Below are 16336 nucleotides of genomic sequence, written 5' to 3'. Positions count from 1 at the left end.
GCGCGAGGGTGGCACCGGTGCCGGCATGGAAGTCGTCTTACCGGTTCGGTGAGGAGGAACCATGGAAGGCACGATCCGGAACCCGGACGACAGCTCCGTCGTCCTCGGCATCGACGGGTCCGAGGCCGCACGCAGCGCGGCGCTGTGGGCCGCCGCGGAGGCCGCACGACGCAACCAGCCACTCCACATCGTCTACGCGGGCGACACGGACAGCAGGGCCCTGTACCTGTCGGCGGAGAGCATCGAACGGGTCCGTGAGGCCGGCAGCGCACTCCTCAAGGACACCGCCGACGCGGTCGTGGCCGCGTACCCCGGGCTGCATGTGACGAGGGAGTTCAGCCGCAGCGACCCCGTGACCAGCCTGCACAGATCAGCCGGCCTGTACGGCACGGTCGTGGTCGGCAACCGCGGCCTCGGAGGTTTCAACTCCCTCATGCTGGGCTCCGTCGGCCTCAGGAGCGCGGCCATCGCCAGGACGCCCCTGGTCGTGGTGCGGGGCACCGATGACGCGACGGAGAGCGGGGTGGTGCTCGCCGCCGTCCGCGATGAGCACGACCTCGCATGCGCCCGCTACGCCGCACGCGAGGCGGAACTGCGCGAGGGCTCCCTGCGGCTGCTCCACGTGTGGAACATGTTGCAGTCCGTCGGCACCGTCGTCAGCATGCTCGACGCCGTCGACGAGATCGCGGGACAGCACGTTCAGGCTCTGCAGGCCGTGACGGCACGGATCCGCGACGATTTCCCGGACCTCACCGTGGAGGCGGACGCGGAGAAGAGTGTCTCCGTGGCCGGCGTCCTGGTCGAGGCATCGGCTCATGCGGACCTGCTGGTCATGGGCGGGCGCCGCCGCTCGCCCGGGCACTTCGGACCCTCGCTCGGGCGGGCCACTCACAGCCTGTTGCACCATGCGAACTGCCCTGTGCTCCTCATCCCCCGGATTTCCCGGCACGGCGACGAGTCCGCGAGCGGGTCGTGAGCCACCGGGCCGCCGCGAGCCGCGCGCCCAGGACGGACCTCGGGCCGGCCGGGGCGTGACACCTGCCCCCGGCCGGGCGGCCGACGAGGGTGATCGGAAGGAGGCGTCTCAGAGCGGGCTTCCGCTGCTGCGAGGGGCGTAGACGTCGAGGAGCCGAACGCGCGTGGTCTGCAGCCGGTGGGCGAGAATCTGTGCCACCCAGTTCGCGACCGCGAGACCGAAAGCCGGGTCGGCGTCCATCATCATCCGTACGGCCGTCGCGTCGAATTCGTGCGTACGGATGGGTGTCATCGCCTCGGCGCTCAGCTGCCACGTGTACGGCCGGAACATCCAGGACCAGCCGACCAGCTCGCCGGGCCCGAGGCTCTCGATGACCACGGCCGGTCTGCCCGGGACGGGCATGTCCAGCGTGACGGAGCCGGACCGCACGATCCAGAACCGGTCGGCCGCACCGCCCTCGTCGAAGAGGCGCGTGCCCTCGGCGAAGTTGACCTCGCGGGCCTGTTTCATCAGGCGGGCGCGGTACTCCGTGGGCAGTGCCCTGGTGATACGGGTGGGGGAAGGCGTGCTCATGGGGACCTCCCTTCGCCTTCATTTTCCAGTCTCGCCGGGTGGTCTGCTTCTCGCGAGGGGTCGTCCGGCCCATCCGCGGGCCCGACCGGCCCCGTCGGCCGGTGCGACGGGCGTCAGGCTGGACTCCGAGAGTGGGCCGGACACGCCGCAACGAGCGAGGGGGCGCATGCGATGAACCCCGCGGCCGGGCAACCGGCGAAGGCACGCGCGCAGGACGGGATCGTCCCCCGGTCCCTCGTGCAACTCGAGCCGGGCGAGGCTCTCGGGCTGCTCGGCACCGTGGGAATGGGCCGGGTGATCTTCTCGCAGCATGCCCTTTCGGCCGCGCGGCCGGTGCATCACATCGCGGACGGTGAGGACATCGTCGTCCGGCTGGAGGACGGCGGTGCGCCGCGCCGGCGGTCCCGCACGATGCGCCCGGCACCGTCGTGGCCTGCGAGGCCGACACCATCGACCCCGTGACGCGTCTCGGCCGGAGCATCGTCGTCACGGAACATGCCGGCCTCGTCCCGGACAGCGACGACAGCACGTGCTACGCCGAACCGCTGCGACCGTGGGTCGAAGGCCCGGCGAGCAGGGCACTGTGCATCCGGCCCCGCCTTGTGTATCCGGCCCCGCCGTGTCACGGGATTTCGCCTTGACGTGGAGCAGCCGTCCCCGCCGGACACATGACGGCGGGGACGCGTCGGGGGACGGTCCCGGGTCCGGTGGCCGGCGGTCAGGCGGAGGCGGGCGCGCCGCTGGGCCGGAGGAGCGTGGCGGCGAGCGGGTCCCAGTCCTCGGGGAGGGCGACCGGCCGGGGGCATCGGGAGGTGACGGTGCGGAACTCGCCGTGGGCCGCGGAGTGTTCGATGGCCGTCATGGTGTCGAGGACGTGCTGTGCCAGTGTGCCGGAGGCGCGGGGCGGTTGTCCCGCGCGGAGCGCACGGGCCATTTCCAGGACGCCGATGCCACGTCCCATGTCCGTGCCGGTGATCGGCAGCAGGCGCCACTCCTGGTCGGCGGCGCCCCGTACCCGCAGCGGACCGGTGAAGGTGTTGGGGTCCGGCAGCGACAACGTTCCTTCGGTCCCGGTGACTTCGAACTGGGTGCGGGGGAGCGCCGAATCGAAGCTGAACGTGGACGCGGCGCTCGCTTCTGCCGTCGCGAAATCGACGAGCGCGGCGACATGCGTGGGTATCTCGACCGGGAAGCGGGTGCCGGCCTTCGGGCCGGAGCCGATGACGCGTTCGGTACGGCCCCGGCGGGCGCGTGCGGCGACCCTGGAGACCGGACCGAGAAGGGCGACCAAGGAGGTCAGGTAGTAGGGACCCATGTCGTGCAAGGGGCCGGCGCCCGGCTGGAAGAGGAACTCGGGGCTGGGGTGCCAGCGTTCGGGACCGAAGTTCAGCATGGCGGTCGTCGCGGCGACCGGGGTGCCGATGGCACCCGATTCGATCGCCCGCATGGCGCTCTGGATGCCCGCGCCGAGGAACGTATCGGGCGCGCAGCCCACCCACAGGCCGCGGCTCGCGGCATCGGCGAGCAATTTCTCGCCCTCTGCCGGGTCAAGGGCCAGCGGCTTCTCCCCATAGACATGCTTTCCGGCAGCCAACGCTGCTGTCGCGACGGCGACATGGGCGCCCGGGACCGTCAGATTGACGACGATCTCCACCTCGGGCAGCGCCAGTACGGTCGCGAGGTCGCCGGCGACGGGCACACCGTATTCCGCTGCCGCGGCCTGGGCCCGGGCGGTGTCGAGGTCGGCGATGCCGAGGACCCGCAGGTCGGGGAAGGCGGTCAGGTTGCGCAGGTACTGCCTGCTGATGACGCCTGCGCCGACGATTGCGACGCCCACCGGTCCTGTGGTCATGCCTGCTCCAGGGAGTTGAGGTAGGTGTGGCTCGCGGCCAGCGCGTCGAGCATGTCGGTCGCGCAGGAGTCCAGTTCCACGATGCGCCAGGCGTCCCGGGGCGCGGCGTCCAGGATCGCGGGCACCGGCATCCTGCCCCGTCCCACGGCGCTGTGCGGCTCCTGCTTGACGACCGGGCCGTCCTTGATGTGCAGCGCGCGGACGCGCTCGCCGAGGTTGCGCAGTACGGCCGGGACATCCGCACCGGTCACGGCGGCCCAGTAGGTGTCGATTTCGAGGAAGACGTCCGGGACCAGCAGGCCGGCGAGGACCTCCAGGGCGGGCCGGCCCTCGACCTTCGGCTCGAACTCCCACCAGTGGTTGTGGTAGCCGATCCGCTGCCCGAACGAAACGGCCTGCCCGGACAGGTCGTTGAGGGTGTCGGCGGCGCGCTCCAGGCCGTGGGTCGTGGTGAAGTCCTCCGGGGGGATTCCGGCCGGGAGGATCACCAGATCCGTGCCCAGGACGGCGGCGGCCTCGAATACCGCGGTCGGGTTGTCACCGATCAGCTCCATGGAATGGACGCTCGAAATGACCAGGCCCAGGTCGTCGGCAGCCTTGCGGAAACCGTGCGGGTCGGTGGTCGGCCGGAAGGGCTCCACCGCGCCGTAGCCGATCTCTGCCAGGCGGCGCAGCACGCCGTCGCGGTCGTCGGCCAACTGGTCGCGCACGGAGTACAGCTGGACCGAGAGGGGTTTCGTCATCGGGCGTTCCTTCCCTTGCATCCATGGGGGCCGGGAGTGCACGGGACGCGCTTCGGCCGGTCGGTCTGCAGGTGGACGGGGAAGCCGGGACGTTTCCGGTGTCCCCGGCCTGAGCGCCACTCCCGTCGGCCCCGTGCGGTACGGCGTGGAGCAGGTTCGGTCTCCGCCCCGTCCCGACGAAGGGTGTTCACCGACGTCCGACGGGGGAGTGCGGTGTCACAGCGGGAAGGTGCGAGGGAAGACGCGTCGGCCATGCCTAGTCGGTTCCCTGCCGGGTCGGAACGTAACTCGGAAGACGGTCCGGGTTGTGGTGGACGCCTCGCCGCCGGGGCCGGGCCGTCGATGGGCACGGCTGCGCCCGGTCCGCCGGCCGTCATCGGGAGGCATCGCCCGGCGCTGGTAGATTTTCCCTGTGCATCAGGGTGTCTGGGTCCGACCGGGACGTGCGTGCGCGGTGCGGCTCGACGAGCCACCGCAGGTGGTCGCGGCCGGGGTCGGGGTGCATGGGACGGCGAGTCTGCTCGACGTGTTCCGGCTGCCCGATCTGTGGCAGCTGCACCTCTACCGGTACGCAGCGGAGCTCACCGTCGACGGCGTGGCCCATGCCGTCCGGCCCGGCCATGTGAGCCTGGTGCCGCCCGGGGCGGTGGTGCGTTACCAGTACCGCGGGCGGTCCGAGCACCTCTACGTCCATCTCAGGCTGCCCGGAACCGGCGATCCGTCGACGGTGCCGGTGGTGCAGGACGCCGGGGCGCTGACGCCGGTGCTGTCGGAGCTGCTGCTGCGCGCCATCGCGACCGCGGCGCGCAGTCCGCGGCGGGCGGACGCCGAGGTGTGGTCCGCCTTGTGGCGGGTCGCCGACCTCGCCGAACCGGCCGGGGGAGAGGCCCGGCCGCACGCCTCGGTCGCCTCGGCCATGGCGTACATCGAGTCCCATCTCGCCGGGCACCTCACCGTCCCGGAGGTGGCCCGGGCGGCCAGGGTGTCGCACAACCACCTCATCCGGCTGTTCCGGGCCGAGACCGGTACCACGGTGGTGGCCTACATACGTCGGCGCAGGATGGAGCGCGCCCGGCATCTGCTGCGGGAATCGACGCTGCCGATCCCCGCGGTCGCGGCGGCGATCGGCGTCGAGGACCTGCAGGCGTTCAACAAGGCGTGCCGCCGCGAACTGGGCGCGTCCCCGAGGGCGGTCCGTGCCGGCGCATGAACCCGGGCGGACATCAGTCCCGGCCCGTGCCCCGGTACACATCGAGTTCGCCGTCGAGTTCGACGGCCAGCACGGTGGCGAGCTCGTCGGTATCGGCCGCCTCGGGCGCATCGATCCACAGCACGCCCGGCACGTCCCCCAGACCGCCGACGAGCCGGTGCCCCAGCTCGGTACCGCTGCCGACCACGCTCACACGTGTGACCGGCGTCCGCAGGCCGCGCAGCGAGACGGTCTCGCGCGGCGTGTCGAAGCACATCAGATACAGCGTGCGGCGGTCGGCGGACAGCGTGCTCGGACCGTAGTGGTGTCCGGGCGGCAGGCCGGCCACCGTGCCGTACACCGCCTCGGAGTGCTTGGCGATCCACGTACCCAGGCCCTCCAGTCGGACGGCCTGCTCGGCGGGGATGGTCCCGTCCTCCCGCGGGCCGACGTCCAGGAGGAGGTTGCCGCCCATGCCGATGGTCTCCGCGAAGTAACGCACCAGCTGGCGCACCGACTTGTGGTGGTGGTCCTGGGGCTGGAAACCCCACGAGTCGTTGACCGTCAGGCACAGCTCCCAGGGCCCTTCCGGCGGCAGCAGTGGGACCCCCTGTTCGGGTGTGGAGTAGTCGCCGTAGCTCAGCATGCGCGCGTTGAGCACGGTGTCCGGGTTCCCCGCGAGGATCAGCTCGGACAGTTCGCGCATCTCCCACTGCTCCTCGCTGCGCTCCCACTCGCCGTCGAACCACAGCAGGTCGGGGCGGAAGCGCGTGACCAGCTCGCCGACCTGTGCGTTGCGGTACGCGAGGAACCGGGCCCAGGCCTCCGGGTCCTCCTGGCCGGGCGCGGCAGAGGCGTAACGGTTGGCGCGGACCTCTTCGTTCGGCGGATCCGGGTGGACGGCGCTCGCGTAGTCGGGGTGATTCCAGTCCGAGTGCGAGTAGTACAGGCCGACCTTCAGGCCCTGGGCGCGCAGCGCTTCGGCGTACCCGGCGAGCAGATCGCGGCCGGCGGGCGTCCGCCGGACGACCGACAGATCGCCCTGCTCGGTGTCCCAGAGGGCCACGCCGTCGTGGTGGCGGGCGGTCAGTACGGCGTACTTCGCCCCCGCGCGGGCGAAGAGACCGGCCCAGACCCCGGGGTCGTAGTCCGAGGCCGTGAAGCCGTCCAGCTGCTTCATGTAGTGGTCGTGCGGTACCTGCCCGGTGTAGAAGGACCAGGACTCGGGTACTCCGTCGACGGCGTAGATGCCGTAGTGGACGAAGATGCCCAGTTTGGCTTCGGAGAACCAGGGCTGCATCGGCATGGGATCAGATCCTCGGTGCGGGACGGCGAAGGGGCGGCGGCCTGCTGCCGCCACCGCCGAAGCTATGCCGGACCGGTTGCTGCACGCGTGGGGTGTACTCACCTTCACTGGTCCGTTTTCACCCTGCGCAGGCCGGTAGTCCTGCGGCGAAGCGCGGAGGCCGGGCGCCGGCACCGTCCTTGCGTGCTTCGCGCGCCCGTGCGGGGCCGGGAACGGTTCAGCCTGTGGGGACGGCCGGCCGGATCTCCCTGACGCGGCCGTAGCGGCGGCTGATCGGCTCGGTGCTCAGACCGTGCAGCACGATGCTGAGCATGACGGTGATGGTCATCACCTGGGCGATGAAATCACCGCTCGGAGTGGGAAGTTCGATGACCGCGAGGGATCCGAAGACGATGGATGTCACGCCTCTCGGACCCATCCATCCGAGGAACAGCTTGTCCGTCAGTTTCATCCCCGTCCCCGCGAGCGCGATGAGGACGGGAAGCATGCGGACGAGCGTGAGGGCGACGAGCGCGTAGAGGATCACCGAGAAATTGAATCCGTCCCAGAACGCGTCGTTGACGATCTGCCCGAAGAGGAACCACAGCGCAATGGTCATGAGCGCGGCCAGATCGTCGGTCATCTCCACCGCGCCTTCGGGAAGCCGGCGTGCCGCGGGGGCGAAGCAGACGCCCGCGACGAAGGCGGCGACGAATCCGTTTCCCCCCAGCGCGCCGGACAGGGTGTACGCCGCCACGGGCACGGTGAGTACACCGAGCCTCAGCGCCGAGGGCCGGGTCCATCCACATGCCCAGGACCGGCGCAGCAGCCATCCGGCCGCGTAGCCGATGACCAGACCCGTGGCGACGGCCCAGGCGGCGGCCTGGACTGCTTCGAGCAACGCGCCCGCGTAGTCGGCGGCCCGTACGAACGACTCGGCGCTGGCGGCGATGCACAGCAGAAAGACCGGCGAGAGGATTCCGTCGTTGAGGCCTCCTTCGACGTTGAGCACTTCACGGAGCCGCGCGGGAATCCTGCTGTCGCGGATGACGGCCGAAGCGGGCGCCAGATCCAGAGGGACGACGACGGTCGCCAGGACCGCGAGGATCCACCCCGGCTGATCGGGAAAGAAGGCGAGTGCGGCCAGGAACGCTGCGCACAGGGTGAGCGGCAAGGCGCCTCCGATCAGGCGCAGGACCAGGCCTTTCTCCCTGCCGAGGATCCCTCCCGGGACTTCGATGGCATCGACGAAGAGCAGCAGCGCCAGGATGACCTCCACCGTGTGCTCGAAGGTGGCCGTATCGAGGTCGAAGTGGAGCGGGGGATCCGAACCGCCGGTCAGCGCGATGCCCGCTGCCATCATGGCGATGGGAGCGGTGATGCTCCAACGGGCGAGCCGGTGTGCGAGAAGTGCCCAGACGAACAGGATTCCCGCGATGACCGCGACGGCAAGCATGGCCCCTGCCTTCCGACGGTGACCGTCCCTCGAACTCGTGCAGCGTGTGACCGCCACGGGCACAGTGCCATCCGACCGGCCGGGCAGGCGTCGGGCAACAGGCCCGACCCGAATGGGTGGCAGCGTCCCGCCCCGCTTCGGTCGAAGCACCGAAAGGGCAGCATAAGCGCGCAATTGGTTCATAGCGCGACAAAATGATTGAACGGCACTAGATTTGCCTCCCGACGGACATGCGGTGTCGCGGTCGGCACGGCCCCTGTGCGAACCGGAGCTGATGTGACAGACGATGACCAGGCAGGTCGTAGGCCCGCGGCCCGGATGCCGGCGGCGCTGAGGCGGTCGTCCCCCCTCGCTCCGGCCCTTCCGGTGGCCCGCTCGTTCGCGACGGCCCCGCAGACCGGAGACCGCCGCACACACCCGGCCGATGTGGTCGTCCCCGCCGTACCCCGTACGAAGGAACGCACCGGTCACGACCGCTACGGACGACCGCGCACAGCAGGCTCGCCGTCCAGCAGGGCGCGTGGGAGGGGGAATTGATGACCGACTCCGACACCGGGGCCGCCACCCCCACCGCTGCGGCCGAAGGGCGGCCTGCGGCCAAGCTGACGCTGTTCACGCTGACGGCGATGGTCGTCGGTTCGATGGTGGGCGCCGGGGTGTTCTCCCTGCCCCGGAGGTTCGCCGAGGAGACGGGAGTCGCCGGCGCGCTGATCTCATGGGTCATCGCGGGCGTCGGCATGCTGATGCTGGCGTTCGTGTTCCAGACGCTCGCAGTACGCAGGCCCGACCTCGACGCCGGTGTCTACGCCTACGCCAAGGCCGGCTTCGGCGAGTACCTCGGCTTCTTCTCGGCGTTCGGGTACTGGGCGAGCGCTTGCGTCGGCAACGTCACCTACTGGGTGCTGATCATGTCGACGATCGGCGCCATCGCACCCGCGCTCGGCGACGGTGACACGCTCCTCGCGGTCGTCCTGTCATCCATCGGACTGTGGGCGTTCTTCCTTCTGATCCGGCGCGGGGTGAAGGAAGCGGCGGCGATCAACAGAGTGGTGACCGTGGCCAAGGTCGTCCCGATCCTGGTCTTCGTCCTCCTCTCCCTCTTCTGCTTCGACCCGTCCGTCTTCGTGGACAACTTCGGCGGCGCCGACTACGCCGGTTCCCTGTTCCACCAGGTCCGCGGCACCATGCTCGCCACCGTCTTCGTCTTTCTCGGGGTCGAGGGCGCCAGCGTCTACTCCCGCCACGCCAAACGGCGTGAGGACGTCGGCAAGGCCACGGTGCTGGGGTTCGTGAGCGTCTTCGCCGTCTTCGCCTCGGTCACGATCGTGTCGTACGGAATCCTGCCGATGAGCGAGATCGCCGAGCTGCGCCAGCCGTCGATGGCGGGCGTGCTCGAGGCGGCGGTTGGCACCTGGGGCATGGTCTTCGTCAGCGTCGGGCTCATCGTCTCCGTGCTCGGCGCCTATCTGGCGTGGACGCTGATGGCGGCCGAGGTGCTGTTCGTCGCGGCCAAGGACGACGACATGCCGCGCTTCCTCGGCCGGTCCACCGCGGCCGACGTCCCCGTCCCCGCGCTGCTCCTGTCCACCGCGCTGAGTCAGATCGTCCTGGTCGTCACGATGTTCTCGGACGACGCCTTCAATTTCGCCCTCGACCTGACCAGCGTGCTCAGCCTGATCCCGTTCCTTCTCGCGGCCGCCTTCGCCGTCAGGATCGCGTCCAGGCCCGGCCCGGAGGGAGGGGCGGGAGGCGGAATCCGTCGGGACATGGTCGTCGCCGTGCTGGCCACGGTCTACACCGCATTCCTGGTGTACGCCGCGGGCCTGAGGTTCCTGCTGGTCTCCCTGATCATCTACGCCCCCTCGACGTTCTTGTTCGTCAAGGCCCGGCGCGAGCAGAACAAGCGGCTGTTCTCGCCCGCCGAAGCGGTCATGTGCGCCGTCTCGGTCGCGGGCGCCGTCGTGGGTGTGATCGCCCTGGCGGCCGGCTGGATCGAGCTCTGACAGCACGTCTCACCCCTGTCTCCCTCCTGCGAAAAGGCACACCGTGACTGACACCACCACCCCCGCGCAGGCGCTCGGCGTCCATTCCGAAGTCGGAAGACTGCGCAAGGTACTGGTATGCGCGCCCGGCCTGGCGCACCGCCGGCTCACCCCGACCAACTCCGACGAACTGCTCTTCGACGACGTCATGTGGGTGGAGAACGCCCAGCGTGACCACGCCGACTTCGTCGGCAGGCTGATCCAGGGCGGTGTCGAGGTCGTCGAACTGCACGACCTGCTCGCCCGGACCATGGCGATTCCGGAGGCCCGTACCTGGCTGCTGGACCGGAAGATCACCGCGAACGAGGTGGGCATCGGACTCATCGACGACACCCGGGCCTTCCTGGAGTCACTCGATGAGCACCGGCTCGCCGAGTACCTGATCGGCGGGCTCGCCACCATGGACCTGCCGGATGCGTTCCGTTCGGGGTACGTCGCGCTCGCCCGCGATTCGACGGGGGCGCGCGAGTACCTCATGCCACCGCTGCCGAACACGCTCTACACCCGCGACACCACCTGCTGGCTCTACGGAGGTGTGACGCTGAATCCCCTCTATTGGCCCGCCCGGCACGGCGAGACCCTCCTGATGAAGGCCATCTACACCTTCCACCCGGACTTCAAGGGCTCCACGGTGTGGTGGGGCGACCCCGAGCAGGACTGGGGGCAGGCCACGTTCGAGGGCGGCGACATCATGCCCGTCGGCAACGGCGTCGTCCTCATGGGCATGAGCGAACGCACCTCCCGCCAGGCCATCACCCAGGTCGCAGCCTCGCTCTTCAGGAACGGCGCCGCCGAACACGTCATCGTCGCGGGCATGCCCAGGCTCCGTTCGGCGATGCACCTGGACACCGTCTTCACGTTCGCCGACCGCGACATCGTGACGGTCTACCCGACGATCGTGGACGCGATGCACACCTTCTCCCTGCGCCCCAGCGACAAGGCGACGGGGGTCGAGGTCACCGACGAGGGGTCGGCCGCCTTCGTGGACGTCGTTGCCACGGGACTCGGTCTGCCCGGCCTGCGGGTGATCGAGACGGGCGGCGACGTGTACGCCTCCGAGCGGCAGCAGTGGGACAGCGGCAACAACGCGGTCGCCCTGGAGCCGGGTGTCGTCTTCACCTACGACCGCAACACGCAGACCAACGCCCTTCTGCGCAAGGCCGGGGTCGAGGTCATCACCATCGTCGGCGCCGAGCTCGGCCGTGGGCGTGGCGGCGGCCACTGCATGACGTGTCCGCTGGTCCGCGAGGCCGTCGACTTCTGACACAGGGGCGGGCTCGGAGCGGGTCGACTGGCCCTGGACGGCGGCGGACACGGAGGCAGAGGCTGAGCATGGCGGTTGCGGGGATCGACTACGCGGCGGTGTTCCAGGGGCTGCCCGGCATGGTGGCGCTGCTGACTCCCGAGCTGGTGTACGCGGACGCGAACGAGGAGTTCCTCCGTATGTCCGGGCGCACGCGCGAGCAGGTGGTCGGGCGGTATCTGTTCGACGTGTTCCCCGACAATCCGAACGCCACGACCCCGAGCGGCATGCGGAATCTGGAGGCGTCGCTCAAGCGGGTGCTGGCCACCGGTGAGCGGGACGCCATGGCGCTGCAGCGCTATGACGTCCAGTCCTTGCTCCGGCCCGGCGAGTGGGAGGAGCGGTACTGGAGCCCGGTCAACGCCCCGGTGTCCGGACCGGACGGGCGGGTGGTCCTGCTGGTGCACCGGGTGGAGGAGGTGACCGAACTCATCAAGGCCCGTGAGCGATCGGACAGCAGCCGGGGCCGCGTGCTGGAGGCCGAGCTCTACACCCGGGCCCGGGAACTGCAGGAGGTCAACGAGCGGCTGCGGCAGGCCCACGCCCGGGAACGCGAAGTGGCCCTCGCCCTGCAGAAGGCGATGCTGCCCGCCCCCGGGCCGGTCGGTCACCTCCGGGTCGCCGTGCGCTACCGGCCCGCCGTCGGCGCGCTGAACGTGTGCGGCGACTGGTACGACCTGGTCGACCTGCCCGGCGACCGCGTCGGCGTCGCCGTGGGCGACGTCGTCGGCCACGGCCTGCAGGCCGCCGGCAGCATGGGTCTGCTCCGCAGCGCTCTCAGCGCCGTCTCCCGCGTCGCCGACGGCCCGGCCCGCGCCCTGGACGTCCTCGACCTGTACTCCCGCTCGGTCGACGGGGCCGAGAACACCACGGTGGTCGATACGTGCATCGACTGGGAGACGCACATCCTCACCTACAGCAGCGCCGGGCACCCTCCACCCGCCCTGCTGCGCACCGACGGCACGGTGGAATTCCTCGACCGGGCCACCGACCCGCCGCTCGGCGCCCGCCTCGATCAGGTACCGCGGCCCCAGGCCGCCACCGCCTTCATCGAGGGCGACACGCTTGTCCTGTACACCGACGGTCTGATCGAGCGCCGCCGCGAGGACATCGACATCGGCCTCGACCGTCTCGCCGCCTCCCTCGTCCGGCACCGGGAATCCACCCCCGAGCCCCTTGCCGACGCCGTCCTGCTCGAACTGCTCCCGCCCGACGGCGCCACCGATGACACCGCCCTGGTCATCGTCCGGCTCTGACACCCCCTCCCGGGCCGGACGTCGCGGGATTTCCGTACGCGTACAAGAGAAGGCCACGGAGGGGAGACGGGAGGAGAATGGAGTCGTGTCGGGTGCAGAGAAGAAGCAGGCAGCGGGCCGGCGGTCCGTGGGTCGGCCGCGCAGGCTCGACCCCGACACGATGGTCGCCACCGCGCGCCGCATCCTCGAGGAGGAGGGCCTGGACGCCCTGAGCATGCGACGGGTGGCGAAGGAACTCGGCAGCACGCCGATGGCGCTCTACCACTACGTACGGGACAAGGACGAGCTGCTGATGCTCACCCTGTCCGGGACCATGGGCGCCTTCCCGCGTCCCGAACTGCCTGAGGATCCTCGCGAACGGCTGCTCGCCGTCGCTGTGCACGCACACGGGGTCCTCAGCCGTATCCCGTGGGTACTCGACGTCCTGGCGCTGGGCGAGCTCACCGACAGAGATGCCCTGTGGATGGTGGAGGAGATTCTCGACTGTGCCCAGAACTGCGGTCTCTCCCCGGCCCGGTCGGTACGTGCCTGCTGGACGATATGGCAGTACATCTACAGCGACCTGATCTTCCGCAGGGCCGCCGCCCGCCGCGCGGAGCACCCGCCGAGCAGCCACTGCTTCCCCGAGATGATCACTGAGGAGGACGCGGAGGAGTTGCCGCGGCTCACCGCGATCAAGGACCAGTGGCGTACCTACGCCGCCGACTACTCGGTCGCCGACGAACTCGAGGCGATCATCGACGGGCTGATCAGCCGGGGTGCTCGCGGGTCGACCGCTCTCACCGCGCTGCCCTGAGGCCTTCGGGACTTTTCGGGCATGGCTCGCGGGTGTGGGTGACAATGGAAGGCGCAGGCAGCCTGGTCGCCGTCGCCGATTGTTGTCCGGAGCCCCTCATGCATCACCCGGAAAGTTACGAGCTGGTATTTCAGGCGTCCGCGGTCGAGGACGACGCCGTGATCGTCCGGCGCACCGCCAGGGAGGGGGCGGGCGGTTATCCCATCTACGAGGACGAGACGGGGATCGTACGCGCGGAGATCAGTGATGACGGGGAGGTGCGGATGCTTGCGAGCGGTGGTCACCAGGTGCTCGGCTCGCCGCTGGTCCGCACGGTCGGCAAGCCCTGAACGTCCCGTGAGCACATGACTCCTTCACGACGGGAGATCAGATACCCGTCGCTGCAAGCGAGTTCCGCTGTGGTACGGGGATGGCCGGCCGGTGTGCACATGCAGTGGGAGTGCGGTCATCGCGCTCCGGAGTGTGATCGGTCAACCACGCTCCGGGACATGGTCAACGGCAGAGGCCGATGGTCCGCCGCACACTCATGGACAGAGCGGCGGACCATCGGCCGTGGTGCGGACCTACTTGTGCGGGCGCGTCTCGCCGCTCATGTTGCTGAGCTGCTCGCTCTGCTCCTGCAGCTTCCGAGCCTTCTCCTGGAGCCGCGAACGCTGCTCCGGGTCGGTTGCGCGTTCCGCGGCCTCGGTCATCTGCCTGGCCTTGTCGCGCATCTGCTGAGCTCGGCCACTGGTTTCGCCTGCAACGCTCATCGTCACTCCTTGGACGCTAGGGAAGAGCGGGCTCCATCAGAGAACCAGCGTCGCGGACTCTTCGCATTCCGAAGCGTCACGCTCCGTCATCGTCGGGCCTGGGCGTCCGCCGGCAGGCCTGGCGCTGGCATGATCGAGGCATGAACGAGCGCATGATCGCCGCGTGTGACGGGGCATCCAAGGGAAATCCGGGGCCTGCTGCCTGGGCGTGGGTCGTGGCCGATGCACAGGGGCGGCCCGAGCGTTGGGAGGCGGGACCGCTGGGGACCGCCACCAACAACATCGCCGAACTCACCGCGCTCCAGGAGCTGCTGGAGTCCACCGACCCGGGTGCGGCGATCGAGGTGCGGATGGATTCGCAGTACGCGATGAACGCAGTGACGAAGTGGCTTCCGGGGTGGAAACGCAACGGCTGGAAGACCTCGGCCGGAAAGCCCGTGGCCAACCGCGATCTGGTGACCCGCATCGACGCGCTGCTCAGCGGCCGGACCGTGACCTTCGTCTACGTACCTGCCCACCAGGTGGATGGCGACCCGCTCAACGCCCTGGCGGACCAGGCGGCCAGCGAGGCTGCCGTGACGCAGCAGGCGGCCGGTACCCTGCATGGCTCGCCGCTGCCGACGCCCGCTCCTTCCAGGGCGTCCGGGAGTCGGAGCGGCGGTGGCACGGCGGCGAAGAAGGCGACCGGTGCACCACGCGCCGGGGCCACCATCCGGGCCAGGTTCGCCGGGCGGTGCCACTGCGGAAAGCCCTACGCGGCCAAGGACATGATCGCCAAGAACCCGAACGGCTGGGGCCACCCCGAGTGCCGGTCCGCGCCCGCCTGAGGCGGCCGTCTGCCGGTCCGACCCCGGGAGTGGCCGCACAACGGCGGCTCTCCATGCCATGATGCGGCTCCGACCGCAGCGTCCGCGGTGCTCCGCCGGCGCTGCGCTAACGGCTGGACGCTGGGGGGCGTATGGGATCCACAGGCACGGTGCTGCGCGAACTGCGTGGCGCACAGAAGACCGCCAAGGGTGTGTCGCTCTACTCGCGGTACGTGAACCGCCCGGCCGGGCGCGTGCTCGCGGCGGGCGCCTATCGATGCGGACTGACACCCAATCAAGTCACGTTGATCAGCGCGGCATTCACCTTCGCCGCTCTCGCGGCGGTGGCGCTGGTCCGCCCGTCCTGGGGGCTTGCGGGCGCCGTGTACGCGGCTCTGGCTGTCGGCTTCGCCTTCGACTCGGCCGACGGGCAGCTCGCCCGGCTGACCGGACGGGGCGGGCCCGACGGCGAGTGGCTGGACCATGTCGTGGACTGCGCCAAGATGGTTCTCGTGCACACCGCCGTGCTGATCTCGTTCCACCGGTTCTTCGAACTGCCCGGTGACGGCTGGCTGCTGCTGCCGCTGGGCTTCCTGTTCGTCGCCGTGGTCACCTTCTGCGCCGGTCTGCTGCGCGAACAGCTCGGCAAGGCCGCCGCCCGCCCTGCGCCGGCCGGCAGTGCCACGGCTCCGGTGTCCCGGGTGCGGGCCGTGGCACTGCTTCCCGCGGACTACGGGGTGTTCTGCCTGGTGTTCCTGTTGTTCGGCGACGAGACGGCGTTCCGTGCCGGCTACGCCGTGCTCGCCGCCGTGCACACGCTGTTTCTGGTGGCGTTCCTCGGCAAGTGGTTCACGGAGCTGAAAGCGCTCCGGACTGCGGGCTGACGAGCGTGTCCAGCGCCCGGCGCAGCTGGGTGCTGGACGTGTGCACGGTGTACGGGAAGTAGACCACCTCCACGCCGACCTCCGCGAAGTCGCGCTCCAGTCGCTTCCCCTTCTCCGTTCCCCGCCAGTCGTCGCCCTTGAAGATGACGTCGAACCTGACCTGCTGCCAGGTCTCGACCTTGTCGGGCACGGTCTCGACGAACGCCGCGTCCACATAGCGCACGCTGCGTACGATCTCCAGCCGTTCGGGCAGTGGAATCACCGGCTTGTGGCCCTTGGCGAGTGCGGCCATCTCGTCCGAGACCACCCCCGCCACCAGGTAGTCGCACTGGCTGCGGGCGTGCCGCAGGATGTTCAGGTGTCCTACGTGAAACAGGTCGTAGACCCCCGGCGCGTAGCCGACTCTGTGCACCATCCGTTCTC

17 protein-coding genes are annotated in these 16336 nt (G+C 70.0%); 10 read left to right on the top strand and 7 right to left on the bottom strand.

Translation table 11 applies throughout. The features are described 5' to 3' along the window. Window positions 1-61: 61 nt before the first annotated feature. The gene (locus LRD69_RS00590; RefSeq protein ID WP_277324555.1) at window positions 62-976 is read left to right on the top strand and encodes a universal stress protein; all 915 of its coding nucleotides are present in this window, start codon (window positions 62-64) and stop codon (window positions 974-976) included. A gap of 108 nt (window positions 977-1084) precedes the next feature. Here LRD69_RS00590 and LRD69_RS00585 read toward each other — a convergent pair whose 3' ends face one another. Next, window positions 1085-1549 (bottom strand): cyclic nucleotide-binding domain-containing protein, encoded by a 465-nt coding sequence (locus LRD69_RS00585; RefSeq protein WP_277324554.1) that lies wholly within the window; start codon window positions 1547-1549, stop codon window positions 1085-1087. Between the two features lie 171 nt (window positions 1550-1720). Between LRD69_RS00585 and LRD69_RS00580 the strand changes: the two genes are divergently transcribed. After that, the gene (locus LRD69_RS00580; protein WP_277324553.1) at window positions 1721-2011 is read left to right on the top strand and encodes a hypothetical protein; all 291 of its coding nucleotides are present in this window, start codon (window positions 1721-1723) and stop codon (window positions 2009-2011) included. Window positions 2012-2267: 256 nt separating this feature from the next. Here LRD69_RS00580 and LRD69_RS00575 read toward each other — a convergent pair whose 3' ends face one another. Together LRD69_RS00575 and LRD69_RS00570 are read right to left on the bottom strand one after the other, a co-directional pair. After that, on the bottom strand, window positions 2268-3401 hold the full coding sequence (locus LRD69_RS00575; protein ID WP_277324552.1) for a Gfo/Idh/MocA family oxidoreductase: 1134 nt from the start codon (window positions 3399-3401) through the stop codon (window positions 2268-2270). Then, window positions 3398-4144, bottom strand: coding sequence for a sugar phosphate isomerase/epimerase (locus LRD69_RS00570; protein ID WP_277324551.1), 747 nt, complete (start codon window positions 4142-4144; stop codon window positions 3398-3400). The genes LRD69_RS00575 and LRD69_RS00570 overlap by 4 nt, the downstream gene beginning before the upstream one ends. A gap of 412 nt (window positions 4145-4556) precedes the next feature. Here LRD69_RS00570 and LRD69_RS00565 point away from each other — a divergent pair, with 412 nt between their 5' ends. Further along, a complete protein-coding gene (locus tag LRD69_RS00565) occupies window positions 4557-5354 on the top strand; it encodes an AraC family transcriptional regulator (protein WP_277324550.1) in 798 nt (265 codons plus the stop codon). A 13-nt stretch (window positions 5355-5367) separates the two neighbouring features. Here LRD69_RS00565 and LRD69_RS00560 read toward each other — a convergent pair whose 3' ends face one another. Continuing rightward, a complete protein-coding gene (locus LRD69_RS00560) occupies window positions 5368-6693 on the bottom strand; it encodes an alpha-L-fucosidase (protein ID WP_277329578.1) in 1326 nt (441 codons plus the stop codon). A 163-nt stretch (window positions 6694-6856) separates the two neighbouring features. Beyond that, window positions 6857-8074, bottom strand: a complete 1218-nt coding sequence (locus LRD69_RS00555) for a cation:proton antiporter (protein ID WP_277324549.1) — start codon at window positions 8072-8074, stop codon at window positions 6857-6859. A 536-nt stretch (window positions 8075-8610) separates the two neighbouring features. Here LRD69_RS00555 and LRD69_RS00550 point away from each other — a divergent pair. From LRD69_RS00550 to LRD69_RS00530, 5 genes are all read left to right on the top strand, one after another. Continuing rightward, window positions 8611-10077 (top strand): basic amino acid/polyamine antiporter, encoded by a 1467-nt coding sequence (locus LRD69_RS00550; RefSeq protein WP_277324548.1) that lies wholly within the window; start codon window positions 8611-8613, stop codon window positions 10075-10077. Window positions 10078-10120: 43 nt separating this feature from the next. Further along, window positions 10121-11380 carry an arginine deiminase gene (locus tag LRD69_RS00545; RefSeq protein WP_277324547.1) on the top strand — a complete coding sequence of 420 codons (1260 nt, stop codon included), beginning with the start codon at window positions 10121-10123 and terminating at the stop codon, window positions 11378-11380. A gap of 68 nt (window positions 11381-11448) precedes the next feature. Then, complete coding sequence (locus tag LRD69_RS00540) at window positions 11449-12675, top strand: SpoIIE family protein phosphatase (RefSeq protein ID WP_277324546.1); 1227 nt, start codon at window positions 11449-11451, stop codon at window positions 12673-12675. A gap of 85 nt (window positions 12676-12760) precedes the next feature. Next, entirely contained in the window at window positions 12761-13471 is a 711-nt protein-coding gene (locus LRD69_RS00535) for a TetR/AcrR family transcriptional regulator (RefSeq protein WP_277324545.1), read from the top strand. A gap of 98 nt (window positions 13472-13569) precedes the next feature. Further along, a complete protein-coding gene (locus LRD69_RS00530; RefSeq protein ID WP_277324544.1) occupies window positions 13570-13800 on the top strand; it encodes a DUF6296 family protein in 231 nt (76 codons plus the stop codon). Between the two features lie 234 nt (window positions 13801-14034). Here LRD69_RS00530 and LRD69_RS00525 read toward each other — a convergent pair whose 3' ends face one another. Next, the gene (locus LRD69_RS00525; protein WP_277324543.1) at window positions 14035-14223 is read right to left on the bottom strand and encodes a DUF6381 family protein; all 189 of its coding nucleotides are present in this window, start codon (window positions 14221-14223) and stop codon (window positions 14035-14037) included. A 140-nt stretch (window positions 14224-14363) separates the two neighbouring features. Here LRD69_RS00525 and LRD69_RS00520 point away from each other — a divergent pair, with 140 nt between their 5' ends. After that, complete coding sequence (locus tag LRD69_RS00520) at window positions 14364-15050, top strand: ribonuclease H (RefSeq protein ID WP_277324542.1); 687 nt, start codon at window positions 14364-14366, stop codon at window positions 15048-15050. A 131-nt stretch (window positions 15051-15181) separates the two neighbouring features. Continuing rightward, complete coding sequence (locus LRD69_RS00515; protein WP_277324541.1) at window positions 15182-15913, top strand: CDP-alcohol phosphatidyltransferase family protein; 732 nt, start codon at window positions 15182-15184, stop codon at window positions 15911-15913. Here LRD69_RS00515 and LRD69_RS00510 read toward each other — a convergent pair. After that, a complete protein-coding gene (locus tag LRD69_RS00510) occupies window positions 15879-16328 on the bottom strand; it encodes an adenylyltransferase/cytidyltransferase family protein (protein ID WP_277324540.1) in 450 nt (149 codons plus the stop codon). The two genes, LRD69_RS00515 and LRD69_RS00510, sit on opposite strands and share 35 nt — an antisense overlap. Window positions 16329-16336 lie beyond the last annotated feature (8 nt).

It is taken from the genome of Streptomyces sp. JH14, assembly GCF_029428675.1.
GTDB lineage: Bacteria > Actinomycetota > Actinomycetes > Streptomycetales > Streptomycetaceae > Streptomyces.
Note: the sequence above shows the minus strand (reverse complement) of the source record. Positions and strands in the feature narration are given on the sequence as shown.